Origin of the sequence: Pseudomonas sp. BS3782 TE3695 (genome assembly GCF_050435305.1) — a bacterium.
Lineage (GTDB): Bacteria > Pseudomonadota > Gammaproteobacteria > Pseudomonadales > Pseudomonadaceae > Aquipseudomonas.
Map to the genome: position 1 here is coordinate 1,257,224 of NZ_JBNDKB010000001.1, position 12,869 is coordinate 1,270,092.

At 58.3% G+C, this 12,869-nt stretch carries 11 protein-coding genes and 1 riboswitch; of the genes, 6 read left to right on the forward strand and 5 right to left on the reverse strand.

The window, feature by feature from the left end:
• Positions 1-156 precede the first annotated feature (156 nt).
• Positions 157-1,920, forward strand: coding sequence for an FAD-dependent oxidoreductase (locus ABH909_RS05665; protein ID WP_429431140.1), 1,764 nt, complete (start codon positions 157-159; stop codon positions 1,918-1,920).
• A gap of 90 nt (positions 1,921-2,010) precedes the next feature.
• On the opposite strand, the gene ABH909_RS05670 is transcribed toward ABH909_RS05665, so the two are convergent.
• Positions 2,011-2,940 (reverse strand): YncE family protein, encoded by a 930-nt coding sequence (locus ABH909_RS05670; RefSeq protein ID WP_429431142.1) that lies wholly within the window; start codon positions 2,938-2,940, stop codon positions 2,011-2,013.
• Between the two features lie 284 nt (positions 2,941-3,224).
• On the opposite strand from ABH909_RS05670, the gene ABH909_RS05675 reads away from it, so the two are divergent.
• The gene (locus tag ABH909_RS05675) at positions 3,225-3,776 is read left to right on the forward strand and encodes a cytochrome b (RefSeq protein ID WP_429431144.1); all 552 of its coding nucleotides are present in this window, start codon (positions 3,225-3,227) and stop codon (positions 3,774-3,776) included.
• 32 nt (positions 3,777-3,808) lie between these two features.
• Positions 3,809-4,402 carry a YceI family protein gene (locus ABH909_RS05680; RefSeq protein ID WP_260296571.1) on the forward strand — a complete coding sequence of 198 codons (594 nt, stop codon included), beginning with the start codon at positions 3,809-3,811 and terminating at the stop codon, positions 4,400-4,402.
• Positions 4,403-4,570: 168 nt separating this feature from the next.
• On the opposite strand, the gene ABH909_RS05685 is transcribed toward ABH909_RS05680, so the two are convergent.
• From ABH909_RS05685 to ahcY, 4 genes are all read right to left on the reverse strand, one after another.
• Positions 4,571-6,433 (reverse strand): DEAD/DEAH box helicase, encoded by a 1,863-nt coding sequence (locus ABH909_RS05685; protein WP_429431146.1) that lies wholly within the window; start codon positions 6,431-6,433, stop codon positions 4,571-4,573.
• Between the two features lie 223 nt (positions 6,434-6,656).
• Positions 6,657-7,472 carry a substrate-binding periplasmic protein gene (locus ABH909_RS05690; protein ID WP_429431148.1) on the reverse strand — a complete coding sequence of 272 codons (816 nt, stop codon included), beginning with the start codon at positions 7,470-7,472 and terminating at the stop codon, positions 6,657-6,659.
• A 196-nt stretch (positions 7,473-7,668) separates the two neighbouring features.
• A complete protein-coding gene (gene metF / locus ABH909_RS05695) occupies positions 7,669-8,514 on the reverse strand; it encodes a methylenetetrahydrofolate reductase [NAD(P)H] (protein ID WP_429431150.1) in 846 nt (281 codons plus the stop codon).
• 185 nt (positions 8,515-8,699) lie between these two features.
• Positions 8,700-10,109: an adenosylhomocysteinase gene (gene ahcY, locus ABH909_RS05700; RefSeq protein WP_218395271.1), complete on the reverse strand. Its 1,410-nt coding sequence runs from the start codon at positions 10,107-10,109 to the stop codon at positions 8,700-8,702.
• A 23-nt stretch (positions 10,110-10,132) separates the two neighbouring features.
• Positions 10,133-10,231: riboswitch (S-adenosyl-L-homocysteine riboswitch) on the reverse strand.
• A 189-nt stretch (positions 10,232-10,420) separates the two neighbouring features.
• On the opposite strand from ahcY, the gene ABH909_RS05705 reads away from it, so the two are divergent.
• The 3 genes from ABH909_RS05705 (at position 10,421) to ABH909_RS05715 (ending at position 12,859) form a co-directional block, all read left to right on the forward strand.
• A complete protein-coding gene (locus tag ABH909_RS05705) occupies positions 10,421-10,825 on the forward strand; it encodes an acyl-CoA thioesterase (RefSeq protein ID WP_095633728.1) in 405 nt (134 codons plus the stop codon).
• 224 nt (positions 10,826-11,049) lie between these two features.
• A complete protein-coding gene (locus tag ABH909_RS05710; RefSeq protein ID WP_429431153.1) occupies positions 11,050-11,934 on the forward strand; it encodes a formate/nitrite transporter family protein in 885 nt (294 codons plus the stop codon).
• A 91-nt stretch (positions 11,935-12,025) separates the two neighbouring features.
• A complete protein-coding gene (locus ABH909_RS05715; protein WP_429431155.1) occupies positions 12,026-12,859 on the forward strand; it encodes an EamA family transporter in 834 nt (277 codons plus the stop codon).
• The last annotated feature ends 10 nt before the right edge of the window (positions 12,860-12,869 follow it).

The following is a 12,869-nucleotide window of genomic DNA, read 5'->3' on the forward strand; positions in this document are numbered from 1 at the left end:
CGTCATCGGGACAACCCATTGTGTCAATTGAGCTACTTTGTATAAGGCGGTAGACGTGGCTGGCGGCGTTTTGATGGCTGACGTATTCTTCGCGGTTCTTTGAGTCGTCTGACTCGTAAAACCGCTATTTTCTCGTATATTTCCGGAGTTCGCTGAATGTCTGCTGGTTGGCTGCGCGCCTGTGCGCTGGTGATGTTGGGGCTGTTCAGCGTTTCGGCGCTGGCCAAGGATAAAACGGTGATCGTGGTCGGCGGCGGGCTTTCGGGCCTCACCGCGGCGTACGAGCTGCAGAACAAAGGCTGGCAGGTCACCCTGCTGGAAGCCAAACCGACATTGGGCGGTCGCTCTGGCATGGCCACCAGTGAGTGGATCGGCAACGACAAGACCCAGCCGGTGCTGAACAAGTACGTCTCGACATTTAAGCTGACCACCACGCCAGCCCCTGAATTCGTGCGGACTCCGAGCTACCTGATCGACGGTGAGTATTTCACCGCCGCCGATCTGGCGACCAAACAGCCGGCCACCGCCGAGGCGCTGAAACGCTACGAAAAAACGCTGGATGATCTGGCGCGTTCGATCGAAGATCCGCAGAACCCGGCCGCCAACAGTACATTGTTCGCCCTGGACCAGATCACCGTGTCCAACTGGCTCGATCGCTTGAGTCTGCCAGCCACTGCTCGTCAGCTGGTGAATCAGCAGATTCGTACCCGCTATGACGAACCTTCACGTCTGTCTCTGCTGTACTTCGCACAGCAGAGCCGCGTCTACCGTGGTGTTGCCGACCGTGACCTGCGTGCCTCGCGTCTGCCCGGCGGCAGCCCGGTGCTGGCCCAAGCCTTCGCCAAACAACTGAAAACCATCAAGACCAGTTCCCCGGTTTCGTCCATAAGCCAGGACAAGGACGGCGTGACCGTCAAAGTCGGCAGTGTTGGCTATCAGGCCGACTACGTTGTGCTGGCCGTGCCGTTGCGTGCATTGAACAAGATCCAGATGACCCCGGCGCTGGATGCCCAGCACCTGGGCGCCATCAAAGGCACCAACTACGGCTGGCGTGACCAGATCATGCTGAAGTTCAAGACGCCGGTGTGGGAAAGCAAGGCGCGCATGTCCGGCGAGATCTACAGCAACACCGGCCTGGGCATGTTGTGGGTCGAGCCGGCCCTGAAAGGCGGCGCCAATGTGGTGATCAACCTGTCCGGCGACAATGCGCGGGTGATGCAGGCTTTCGGCGACAAGCAGATGGCCGATCAGGTACTGATTCGCCTGCATGCGTTTTATCCACAGGCTCGCGGTTCGTTCACCGGTTATGAAATCCGTCGCTACAGCACCGACCCATCGATGGGTGGCGCTTACCTGGCCTTTGGCCCGGGCCAGATCAGCAAGTACTGGCGCCTATGGGAGCGTCCGCTGCAACGTGTAGCCTTTGCCGGCGAACACACCGACGCCTTGTACCCGGGCACTCTGGAAGGCGCATTGCGCACCGGTCAGCGTGCAGCCAGTCAGGTAGAAGACCTGGCGGCGGGCAAGTCGTTCGAACCGGCGAAAGTTGTTCCGGCGGCGACCGCAGCAGCGGCAGGTGCGGTGGCGGCGAAGAAAGGTAACTTCTTCACCAACCTGTTCGGCGGTTCTGACGACAAACCGGCACCGGCCAAGGTGCCAGCCCCCGTCGCACCGGTTGCTCCGGCACCCGCCCCGGCACCTGCACCGACGCCAGCGCCAGCACCGGTTGAGGCGCCGAAACCGGCGGCACCAGTGAAAGCAGAGCCTGCCAAGAAAGCACCAGTGAAAAAGCCTGCTGCCAAGACCGAGGCCAAAAAAGCCCCGGTCAAGGCGACGGCGAAAAAGACTGAGCCGGTAAAAAAGCCAGCGGTCAATACTGCTGCGAAGACCCCAGTGACGACTGAAACCAAGACGCAATAAGTTCCGGAAGCAAAAAAACGCGGCAGTGATGCCGCGTTTTTTTATATCTTGCGTACGTTGTTCCAGCGCCGGTTGCTGCGTGCTTTGTCGTTAAGCCAGATCGACGATATGGATTTCGTCGCTTTGGTAGTCGCTGATATAGGCACGTCTATGCTGACCAAGAACCATGTCATACGGCCCGCAAGCATTAGGAATGGGAGTCCTGCGGACAATCTCATGAGTGTCGGTATCAACTTCCACGACCTCTTTTCCAGTTTGATCGACGGCATAAGCATTCTTTTCGCCGAACACTATTTTTCCTTCGCAATTCACAAAATCGAAATGCCTGGTTATCGATGACCGGGTGTCCAGCACGGTGAGTTTTTGAGCGTCCAGCCCCACGATATAGACTTTTTTGCCATCGGGACTGACGCTGACCGCTGATGGATAAGTTGCGGTTCTGATGATGTCGAGAACTTCGAACGTCTTGCTGCTGATGACCGTGAGCGCGTCCTGATAAGGACCGTCAGGAGGGTTGGTACTGGAAATATACAGACGCGAATTGTCCGGGCTGATATCCACACTGATGGAGGGAGAAGGCAATCCTTGCACTCTGCTCACGGCATAAGTGCGGGTGTCAATAATTGCCAGCCACTCTTTATCTTGTCGAACGGTGACGTAAACGTGCTTCCCGTCCCGGCTTACTACGATTGCCCAAGGATGCCTTCCTACCCCGACGTGACCTACCTCATAGGTTTTGGTATCGATAACCGAAACCGAACTTGAACCGTAGTTGGTCACGTAAGCTCTTTTGCCCCGATGGCCAAGAGCGATGCTTTGGGGGTGACGCTCGACGGCAATGGTGCGGATTACCTTTTTGTTCCGAGTGTCGATGACTGACACATTGCCTGAGATGTAATTACAAACAAAAACCCGGGATCCATCGTCGTTGATGGCTATCCCTCGCGGTCCTTCCCCTACGGGTATCGAATTGGATCGGTTACGCGTAATGACGGGGAATGAACTCGAATGGTGACTCATGGTAGAACTCCTGTTCAGACGCTCGGACAATTGCCCGAGATCAGGTTCATCAATGACCTGTAATGTTGGCTACTGTCAGATATGACAGTTCTGACGAGTGGTAAAGTTTTTTTTCAAGTGGGAAGGGGACGGCATCTGTAGGTTTTTTCGTTCGGTTAACACTCTCTTAACATCTCGACCGCAAGGTCTTGATCGTATTTCTCGATATTTCCGAGCGAAATTTTCCGCTTTAAATCGATAGATAACTCGATAGTCTTGGACGCAGTTCTTACAGGGTTTGGGCAATGCAACTACGTAACTCTTCTTCCCGCTACGGTTGGATCAGCCTCTTCATGCATTGGGGTGTGGCGCTCGCGGTCTATGGTCTGTTCGCGTTGGGGTTGTGGATGGTTGGTCTGGACTACTACAGCGCCTGGCGCAAAGATGCGCCGGATCTGCACAAGAGCATTGGCCTGCTGTTGTTCGCGGTCATGTTGCTGCGGGTGTTGTGGCGCTTCATCAGCCCTCCGCCGCCGGCCCTGCAAAGTTATAGCCGAATGACGCGTCTTGGTGCCGTGTTCGGCCATGCCTTCCTTTATCTCGCGCTGTTCGCTGTGATGATTGCCGGTTACCTGATTTCCACCGCAGACGGTGTCGGGATCCCGGTGTTTGGCCTGTTTGAAGTGCCTGCACTGGTTTCCGGACTACCGGATCAGGCAGACACCGCGGGTGTGATCCATTTGTACCTGGCCTGGGCGCTGGTAATTTTTTCCGGCCTCCATGCGTTGGCAGCATTGAAACACCACTTTATCGATCGTGATGCGACCCTCACCCGAATGCTGGGTCGCAAAGCCTGATGTTCAACCTCGACTCCAAAGGAATAGAAAGCATGTTGAAAAAGACGCTCGCCGCTCTGGCAATCGGTTCTGCTCTGCTGTCCGCCAACGTGATGGCGGCCGATTATGTTGTCGACAAAGAAGGCCAGCACGCCTTCGTTGATTTCAAGATCAGCCACCTGGGTTACAGCTACATCACCGGTACCTTCAAGGACATCGACGGCAAGTTCAGCTTTGACGCAGCCAAGCCTGAAGACAGCAAGATTGAGTTCAATGTGAATACCGCCAGCGTGTTCACCAACCATGCCGAACGCGACAAGCACATTGCCAGCAAAGATTTTCTGGATGTGGACAAGTTCGGCAAGGCGACCTTTGTTTCCACCAGCGTCAAATCCACCGGCAAAAACGCCGCTGGCAAAGACACTGCCGACGTAACCGGCAACCTGACCTTGCTGGGTGTAACCAAGCCAATCGTGGTCAAAGCTACTTTCCTGGGTGAAGGCAAGGATCCATGGGGCGGCTACCGTGCCGGCTTCGAAGGCACCACTAGCATCAAGCGTTCCGATTTCGGCAAGCAGAAAGACCTGGGCCCAGCGTCCGACGCCGTCGAGTTGTACGTTACGTTTGAAGGTGTGAAAGCGAAGTAATGCTGAGACGTAGGAGCTGCCGCAGGCTGCGATCTTTTCAGGATCACCGCTGATAAAGGCAAGATCAAAAGATCGCAGGCTTCGCCAGCTCCTACAAAAGCAGTTTGCAGCGCCCAAAAAAATGCCCCGGATCGCGAGAGCCGGGGCATTTTTCATATCAGCGATAAATCAGCGATTGCGTGTCAGCAACGCTGGTTTTTCGCCGCGTGGACGGCCTGGCAGTTGATCCAGTTGCTCAGGTGTCGGGAAGCGATCGCTTTTCGACTCCTTGTGAATGATCTTCGGTGCCGGGCCCCGCGGGTTCTGCACGGCCGGTTCCGAACGAGGCTGTTCGTCACGGGCCGGGCGACGGTTGCGGGACTCTTCGCGACGGGCCTGGCCATCACGTGGAGCGCCGTTGCGTGGGCCGCTGCGCTTGGCTGGCGGCGTGCCGGTGGTTGCGCCGCTGCTGTTGCGCGGACCATTTTGGCGACCTTGTGGCTGACCGGTGCGCGGAGCACCTGCGCCTGCGCCTTGTGCCGGAGCGCCCGGACGGCGGCCACGGCCCTGAGCCGGTTTGGCTTGAGGCACATAGTCGACGCGGTTACCGAAGTTATCGATGTCGTCATCCAGGAACTCGTCCGGAGCACGGTCAGCGGCGGCGCGAGGTGCCGGACGCTGTTGCTCACGGGCCGGGGTGCCTTCGCGGGGCTTGTGTTCACGGGCCGGGCGATCGCCACGGCCAGTGGCAGCAGGTTTTTCCTTGCCCTTGTCCTTGCCTTTGTCTTTACGACCGCCACCACCACCGCTGCCGTTCGGACCGTCGCCGCGCGGGCCGCGTGGGTTGCGCGGGTTACGCACATCCGGACGCTCGCGGACTTCAGGTTTCTCGGCTTCCACAGCGCTGGAGTCGAAGCCCATCAGATTGCCGTCGGCAATCTTCTGCTTAGTCATGCGCTCGATGCTTTTGAGCAGCTTTTCTTCGTCTGGAGCGACCAGCGAGATCGCCTCGCCCGAACGACCGGCACGGCCGGTACGACCGATACGGTGCACGTAATCTTCGTCGACGTTCGGCAGTTCGAAGTTGACCACGTGAGGCAACTGGTCAATGTCCAGGCCGCGAGCGGCGATGTCGGTGGCGACCAGGATGCGCACTTCACCGGCCTTGAAGTCGGCCAGGGCTTTGGTGCGGGCGTTCTGGCTCTTGTTACCGTGGATGGCGACGGCGGTGAGGCCGTGTTTGTCCAGGTACTCGGCCAGGCGGTTGGCGCCGTGCTTGGTGCGGGTGAACACCAGCACCTGTTCCCAGGCGCCGGCGGTGATCAGGTGCGCCAGCAGCGAACGCTTGTGGTTGGCTGGCAGACGGAATACGCGCTGTTCGATCCGCTCGACCGTGGTGTTCGGCGGCGTGACTTCGATGCGTTCCGGGTTGTGCAGCAGCTTGCCGGCAAGGTCGGTGATGTCTTTGGAGAAGGTCGCCGAGAACAGCAGGTTCTGGCGCTTGCTCGGCAGGCGGGCGAGGACCTTTTTCACGTCATGGACGAAGCCCATGTCGAGCATGCGGTCGGCTTCGTCCAGCACGAGGATTTCCACGTGGGACAAATCGACGCTGCCTTGGCCGGCGAGGTCGAGCAGGCGACCCGGGCAGGCCACCAATACGTCGACACCGCGGGACATGGCCTGAACCTGCGGGTTCATGCCGACACCGCCGAAGATGCAGGCGCTGACGAACTTCAGGTCACGGGCATAGACCTTGAAGCTCTCGTGCACCTGGGCCGCGAGTTCGCGGGTTGGGGTCAGGACCAGTACGCGCGGTTGGCGCGGGCCGTGACGCTGGGATTTGTCCGGGTGACCGTTGGGGAACAACCGCTCCAGAATCGGGAGGGCGAAACCACCGGTTTTACCAGTACCTGTCTGTGCCGCAACCATCAGGTCGCGACCTTGCAACACGGCGGGAATGGCCCGCTGTTGCACCGGAGTAGGCTCGGTATAGCCCGCTGCCTCGATGGCGCGGACTAAAGCCTCGGAGAGACCGAGGGAAGCAAAGGACATGAGTAATCCTGTTTTAGTTAGGGCTTGGCCCAATGGGAGTCTTGCCTGGCGCGAATCGCGTTTAAGAGGACGCAATCCCGTCCGGTCCTGCTGGGCCTCGAAGGCTCGTCTGGAGCGCTCGCGCGGGCTGAAAAAGCTGCGCTGTAGCGGGATCGAGATGCCTTGAACAAGTCCGAGCGTCCGGGCGTGAGCCTGGCGGGAAGGCCGGAGTATAACAGAGCAATCACTGCGCGCCGCTTTCCTGCTGCTCAACGGTTTTTCCGCCCGCTGCGGTGGTGCTGGCAGACCGTGCTTCGGTGGCCGGGCTGGCGCCATAGCGGGCGCTCAGTTCAGCGTAGGCCGGCTCGCGCTTGAAGCGCTTGAGCTCGGCACCGAAACGCTGCACCAACAAATCCATCCCGGCATTGCGGCGTACCGCAAGGAACTGGCTTTGCTGGCTGATGACGAGCGGGTTCTCGGTAATCTTGTCGCGGATGTTCAGTTGATCGAGCAAATGTTGGCCAACCCGGCGATCGGTGATCAGCAGGTCGATGCGGCCGCGCACCAGTTTGCCGAAGTTGGCTTCATGGGTGGGTGCCGGCTCTTGGGTAAACAGCGTCGATTCGCTGAAGTCCTTGCTGTACAGGTAGCCCGGCGATGTGCCGATGGTCAGGCCTTTCAGGTCGTCCAGGGTACGGAACGGATACGGTCGCTCGTTGGCGTAGAACATCACGAACTCGACTTGCGAAAGCGGTTCGCTGGGGTAGAGCAGGGTCGCATCGCGTTCAGTACTGTGGAAAATATCCAGCACGCCATCTGCCTGGCCTTGCTCAAGCATCGACAGGCAGCGTTTCCATGGCAGGAACTGCCATTCCACGTCGATTCCGAGGCGTTTGAAGACAATGGCGGTGGTTTCGTAGTCAAGCCCCAAAGACTTGCCGTTTTCCTCATACACGTAAGGTGCCCAGGGTTCGGTGACAATACGCAACTTCTCGCCCCGAGCGGCAAAGCTCAGGCAAGTAAAAAGAAACACGGTCATGAACTGCGCGATCAAAGGCATGGGTTGAGATTACGACGAGAAACCGGAAAGAGCCAGAAACGGGATCCAGAAGCTCTAACTCAGTGTGTTGCTGCACACTAAAAGTGCATTGAGCGCAAAAGATCGCAGCCTCGTTTCACTCGACAGCTCCTACAGAGAACGCAATCCCCTGTAGGAGCTGTCGAGTGAAACGAGGCTGCGATCTCTTGATCTTGCTTTAACGCGGCAACTTCAGGTTATTCCACACCGCCAGGCTCGGCTCAGCCTGGTTCAGCGTGTAGAAATGCAGCCCTGGAGCGCCACCTTGCAGCAGGCGTTCGCACATCTGGGTGATGACTTGCTCGCCAAAGCCTTGAATGCTTTGGGTGTCGTCGCCGTAGGCTTCCAGTTGCTTGCGGATCCAGCGCGGGATTTCCGCACCGCAAGCGTCGGAAAAACGCGCCAGCTTGCTGTAGTTGGTGATCGGCATGATCCCCGGCACGATCGGGATGTTCACACCCTTGGCCTGTACACGCTCGACGAAGTAGAAATAACTGTCGGCGTTGAAGAAGTACTGGGTGATCGCACTGTTGGCGCCGGCGTTAGCCTTGCGCACGAAGTTGTTGAGATCGTCTTCAAAGTTGCGCGCTTGCGGATGCATCTCCGGGTAAGCGGCGACTTCGATGTGGAAATGATCGCCGGTTTCTTCACGAATGAATTCAACCAGGTCATTGGCGTGACGCATCTCGCCGCTGGCCATGCCCATGCCCGAGGGCAGGTCACCGCGAAGCGCAACGATACGCTTGATGCCGGCTGCCTTGTACTGGCTCAGCAGGCCGCGCAGGTCGTCCTTGCTGTCGCCCACGCAAGACAGATGCGGTGCGGCAGGGACTTTGACTTCGCTTTCAAGCTGCAACACGGTGTTGAGGGTGCGATCACGGGTTGAACCGCCAGCGCCATAGGTGCAGGAGACGAAGTCGGGATTGAAGGTCGCCAGGTGACGGGCAGTGGCGATCAGTTTTTCATGCCCAGCATCGGTCTTCGTCGGGAAGAATTCGAAACTGTAGCGACGGTCTTGGGACATGGAGGGGGCCTCCAGCGGCAAGTTGCAAGCTTCAAGCTGCAAGTGGGCGGTGCGCCGATTCTCGCGTTTGAAGCTCACAGTTCACTGCTGTGTTAATTACCATGAAGAGACAAGCCCAAGCCCAAGCTGCAAGTAAACACAACCGCCTTTACTTGCAGCTTGAAGCTTGTAGCTCGCAGCTGCTGTCAGTACCGGTAAGCGTGCGGCTTGAACGGGCCTTCGACGGTCACGCCGATGTAGTCAGCCTGTTGCTTGGTCAGTTGAGTGACCACGCCACCGAAACCGCGGACCATTTCCAGGGCCACTTCTTCGTCGAGTTTCTTCGGCAGTACTTCAACGGTCAGGCGCTCGGCTTTCTGGGCTGGCGACAGGTCGGCGTATTTCTGGCCGAAGAGGAAGATCTGCGCCAGAACCTGGTTGGCGAACGAACCATCCATGATGCGGCTTGGGTGGCCAGTGGCGTTGCCTAGGTTAACCAGACGGCCTTCGGCCAGCAGGATCAGGTAGTCGTCGTTCTGAGCATCAAAAGCGCCCGGGCCGGTACGGTGAACCTTGTGAACCTGAGGTTTGACTTCTTCCCATGCCCAGTTCTTGCGCATGAAAGCGGTGTCGATTTCGTTGTCGAAGTGACCGATGTTGCAGACTACGGCGCGCTTCTTCAGGGCTTTGAGCATGTTTGCGTCGCAAACATTGACGTTGCCGGTGGTGGTCACGATCAGGTCGATCTTGCCCAGCAGTGCTTTGTCGATGCTTGCTTCGGTACCGTTGTTGATACCGTCGATGAACGGCGAAACCAGTTCGAAACCGTCCATGCAGGCTTGCATGGCGCAGATCGGGTCGACTTCGGACACTTTAACGATCATGCCTTCCTGACGCAGGGACTGGGCCGAGCCCTTGCCCACGTCACCGTAACCGATGACCAGCGCTTGCTTGCCGGACAGCAGGTGGTCGGTACCGCGCTTGATCGCGTCGTTCAGGCTGTGACGGCAGCCGTACTTGTTGTCGTTCTTGCTCTTGGTCACCGAGTCGTTGACGTTGATGGCCGGGATTTTCAGCTCGCCCTTGGCCAGCATATCCAGCAAGCGGTGAACGCCGGTGGTGGTTTCTTCGGTGACGCCGTGGACGCGATCCAGGATCGCCGGGTATTTCTTGTGCAGCAGCTCGGTCAGGTCGCCGCCGTCGTCGAGGATCATGTTTGCATCCCAAGGCGCGCCATCTTTGAGGATGGTTTGCTCCAGGCACCACTCGTACTCTTCTTCAGTTTCGCCTTTCCAGGCGAAAACCGGGATGCCGGCAGCAGCGATAGCGGCAGCGGCCTGGTCTTGAGTCGAGAAAATGTTGCAGGACGACCAACGCACTTCGGCACCCAGGGCAACCAGGGTTTCGATCAGCACGGCAGTCTGAATGGTCATGTGGATGCAGCCGAGAATCTTCGCGCCTTTGAGCGGCTGCTCGGCGGAGTATTTGCGGCGCAGGCCCATCAGGGCTGGCATTTCGGATTCGGCGATGATGGTTTCGCGACGGCCCCAGGCAGCCAGGGACATGTCGGCGACTTTGTAATCGTTAAAATCTGCAGGCGTGATAACAGCGCTCATGATGAGCCTCCATTCGTAATGTATGCGAATGGGCGCCGTTGTGCGTTTAGTGTCTGGCCATGGCCAGTCAACGCCCCATCCGAGCCTGACAGGTCAAACCTGCTGCAGCGCCCCTCGGACAGGTGGCGGGAAAACGGTAGGAGCCGTTTTGAAATCGGCGGTGATTATAGCTTTCTTTATCCGGCTAGTGGCAAGTGACAAGCTACAAGCGGCAAGCAAACGGATCGGCTTTTAACTTGCAGCTTGTCGCTTAAAACTTGAAGCTGGGGGCTATAACCCTATCGCCCAAACAACTCAACCTCGGAGCACCCATGAATTTCCACACCCGCAAATGGGTAAAACCCGAAGACCTCAACCCCAACGGCACGCTGTTCGGCGGCAGTCTGTTGCGCTGGATCGACGAAGAAGCGGCGATCTACGCCATCGTCCAGCTGGGCAATCAGCGCGTGGTGACCAAGTACATTTCCGAAATCAACTTTGTCAGCGCCTCGCGCCAGGGCGACATCATCGAACTGGGCATTACCGCCACCAAGTTTGGCCATACCTCGATCACGCTGACTTGCGAAGTGCGCAACAAGATCACCCGCAAGAGCATCCTGACGGTAGAGAAGATGGTTTTCGTGAACCTGGGCGAAGACGGCCTGCCCGCGCCACACGGCCGGACCGAGATCAGGTACGTCAAAGACCAGTTCAAGGATGATGACATCGGCGAGTGATTGCCGCTCTGTGGCGAGGGAGCTTGCTCCCGCTCGGCTGCGAAGCAGTCGTAAGCCGACAGTGAAGTTTGTCTGAAAGAACCCGATGGCAGATTTCAGGGCCGCTTCGCGCCCCGACGGGAGCAAGCTCCCTCGCCACAGCGGTTGCTTCGTTTCGGCGGGTAGTGAACAGCTCCGTACCCGGCGTGTCGTAGTTAAACGACCACCATTGGTTCAGGAGCTTTATGGAGACGCCTCAAGACGGCAAGACCCCGGACCTTTCGGCGCAAGAACAGCGCGAGGTCGACAAGAACCAGCCACCGCGCGCGGCGGTGCTTCATGAAATCATTCGAACCCAAGGTAATCAGGAACTCGAGCGTAGCGTGGCGGCGCTGTGGTGGTCGGCCCTGGCTGCCGGCCTGACCATGGGTTTGTCACTGATGGGCATGGGGCTGCTCAACTCGCGTCTGCCGGACGGCGAAGGCTTCAAGGTGATCGCGAGTTTCGGTTACTGCGCAGGTTTTCTCGCGGTGATCCTTGCCCGTCAGCAGCTCTTTACCGAGAACACCCTGACAGCCGTGCTGCCGATCATGAGCAAGCCTACGCTGGGAAATTTCGGTCGGTTGCTTAGGCTGTGGTCGGTCGTGCTGGTGGGCAACCTCTGCGGCACCTTGCTGGTGGCGTACGTGATGCTGCACCTGCCGATTTTCGACACCAAGACCGATCTGGCCTTCCTCGACATCGGGCGCAAGGTCATGGAGAACGACGCGAGCAAAATGTTCGCCAAAGGCATCATCTCCGGCTGGATGATCGCCACCATGGTCTGGATGATCCCGTCCATGGAAAGCGCCAAGATGTGGATCATCATCCTCATTACCTATTTCATGGCGCTGGGAGATTTCACCCACATCGTGGTCGGATCGGTCGAGGTCTCGTACCTGGTGTTTGCCGGCGAGTTGCCGTGGAAAGATTTCTGGCTGGTGTTTGCTGGTCCCACGCTGGTGGGGAATATCATCGGTGGCAGTTTTATCTTCGCCCTGATCAGTCACGCGCAGATTCGCAGCGAAAGCGGGCCGCCGAAGAAAAGCAAGGATCAAACGCCGGATCCACGCCAGCGTAAAGATGAGTGAAGTGAGGTGCATTGCGTTAGCTGCATCGCGAACAGGCTCGCTTGTATGTTTAGTTTTGAAGGGGTGGGCGGGAGAAAAAAAGGAGTGTGCCGTGCTTGCGACGGTTTTGGTGTTGGTGGCGGCGCTTTTGCACGCGGCGTGGAATACCCTGATCAAATTCAGTGCGGAGCGGCTGTTGGTGGTGGCTTGCATGGACAGCGTGGCGCTGCTGTTTGTCGCCCTGATGCTGCCCTTCGTGGCGCTACCGCCACTGGAGATGTGGCCGTGGATTCTTGCGTCGGCGGTCTTCGAGTTGCTCTATCGCTACCTGTTGATCCAGGCCTATCGGGTCGGCGATCTCGGTCTTGTCTATCCGTTGATGCGTGGCCTGTCACCGCTGGTGGTGCTGGCACTGACGCTGATCTTCGCCGGGGAAGTGCTGACGGCTCAGCAGATCTTCGGCATTTTGCTCATCCCGTTCGGTATGTTCTGCCTGCTTTGGCAGGGCGGTGGCGGGGTGCGTCTGCCGTGGTCGATGCTGCCGGTGGTGGCGCTGATCGGGTTGTGCATCGGTTGCTACACCTTCATCGACGGTCAGGCCCTGCGGCGCTGGTCCCACCCGCTGGATTATCTGGTATGGGTCACCTTGCTCAGCGCCTGGCCGTTTCCGCTGTTGGCGCTGGCGAGCAAACGCCCGGCGTTCATGCTGTTCTGGCGCGAGCAGTGGCGGTTGGGGGTGGCAGTCGGGTTCTGCGTGCTGTTCAGCTACGCTCTGGTGCTGTGGGCGATGCAGCTCGGCTCGATTGCTGAAGCCGCGGCGCTGCGCGAAATCAGTGTGATTCTGGTTGTACTGTTTGGGATGCGCTATCTGAAAGAACCTTTCGGCAGGCCCCGGCTCTTAGCCTGTGGGCTGGTGCTGATTGGCATGTTGGTGATGAAGTTTTAGTCGCCGCTGA

Coding starts and splice junctions, on each gene's coding strand:
- ABH909_RS05705 (WP_095633728.1), top strand. CDS start 10,421: ATGAATTTCCACACCCGCAAATGGGTAAAACCCGAAGACCTCAACCCC.
- ABH909_RS05680 (WP_260296571.1), top strand. CDS start 3,809: ATGTTGAAAAAGACGCTCGCCGCTCTGGCAATCGGTTCTGCTCTGCTG.
- metF (WP_429431150.1), bottom strand. CDS start 8,514: ATGTCCCAAGACCGTCGCTACAGTTTCGAATTCTTCCCGACGAAGACC.
- ahcY (WP_218395271.1), bottom strand. CDS start 10,109: ATGAGCGCTGTTATCACGCCTGCAGATTTTAACGATTACAAAGTCGCC.
- ABH909_RS05675 (WP_429431144.1), top strand. CDS start 3,225: ATGCAACTACGTAACTCTTCTTCCCGCTACGGTTGGATCAGCCTCTTC.
- ABH909_RS05670 (WP_429431142.1), bottom strand. CDS start 2,940: ATGAGTCACCATTCGAGTTCATTCCCCGTCATTACGCGTAACCGATCC.
- ABH909_RS05685 (WP_429431146.1), bottom strand. CDS start 6,433: ATGTCCTTTGCTTCCCTCGGTCTCTCCGAGGCTTTAGTCCGCGCCATC.
- ABH909_RS05690 (WP_429431148.1), bottom strand. CDS start 7,472: ATGCCTTTGATCGCGCAGTTCATGACCGTGTTTCTTTTTACTTGCCTG.
- ABH909_RS05665 (WP_429431140.1), top strand. CDS start 157: ATGTCTGCTGGTTGGCTGCGCGCCTGTGCGCTGGTGATGTTGGGGCTG.
- ABH909_RS05710 (WP_429431153.1), top strand. CDS start 11,050: ATGGAGACGCCTCAAGACGGCAAGACCCCGGACCTTTCGGCGCAAGAA.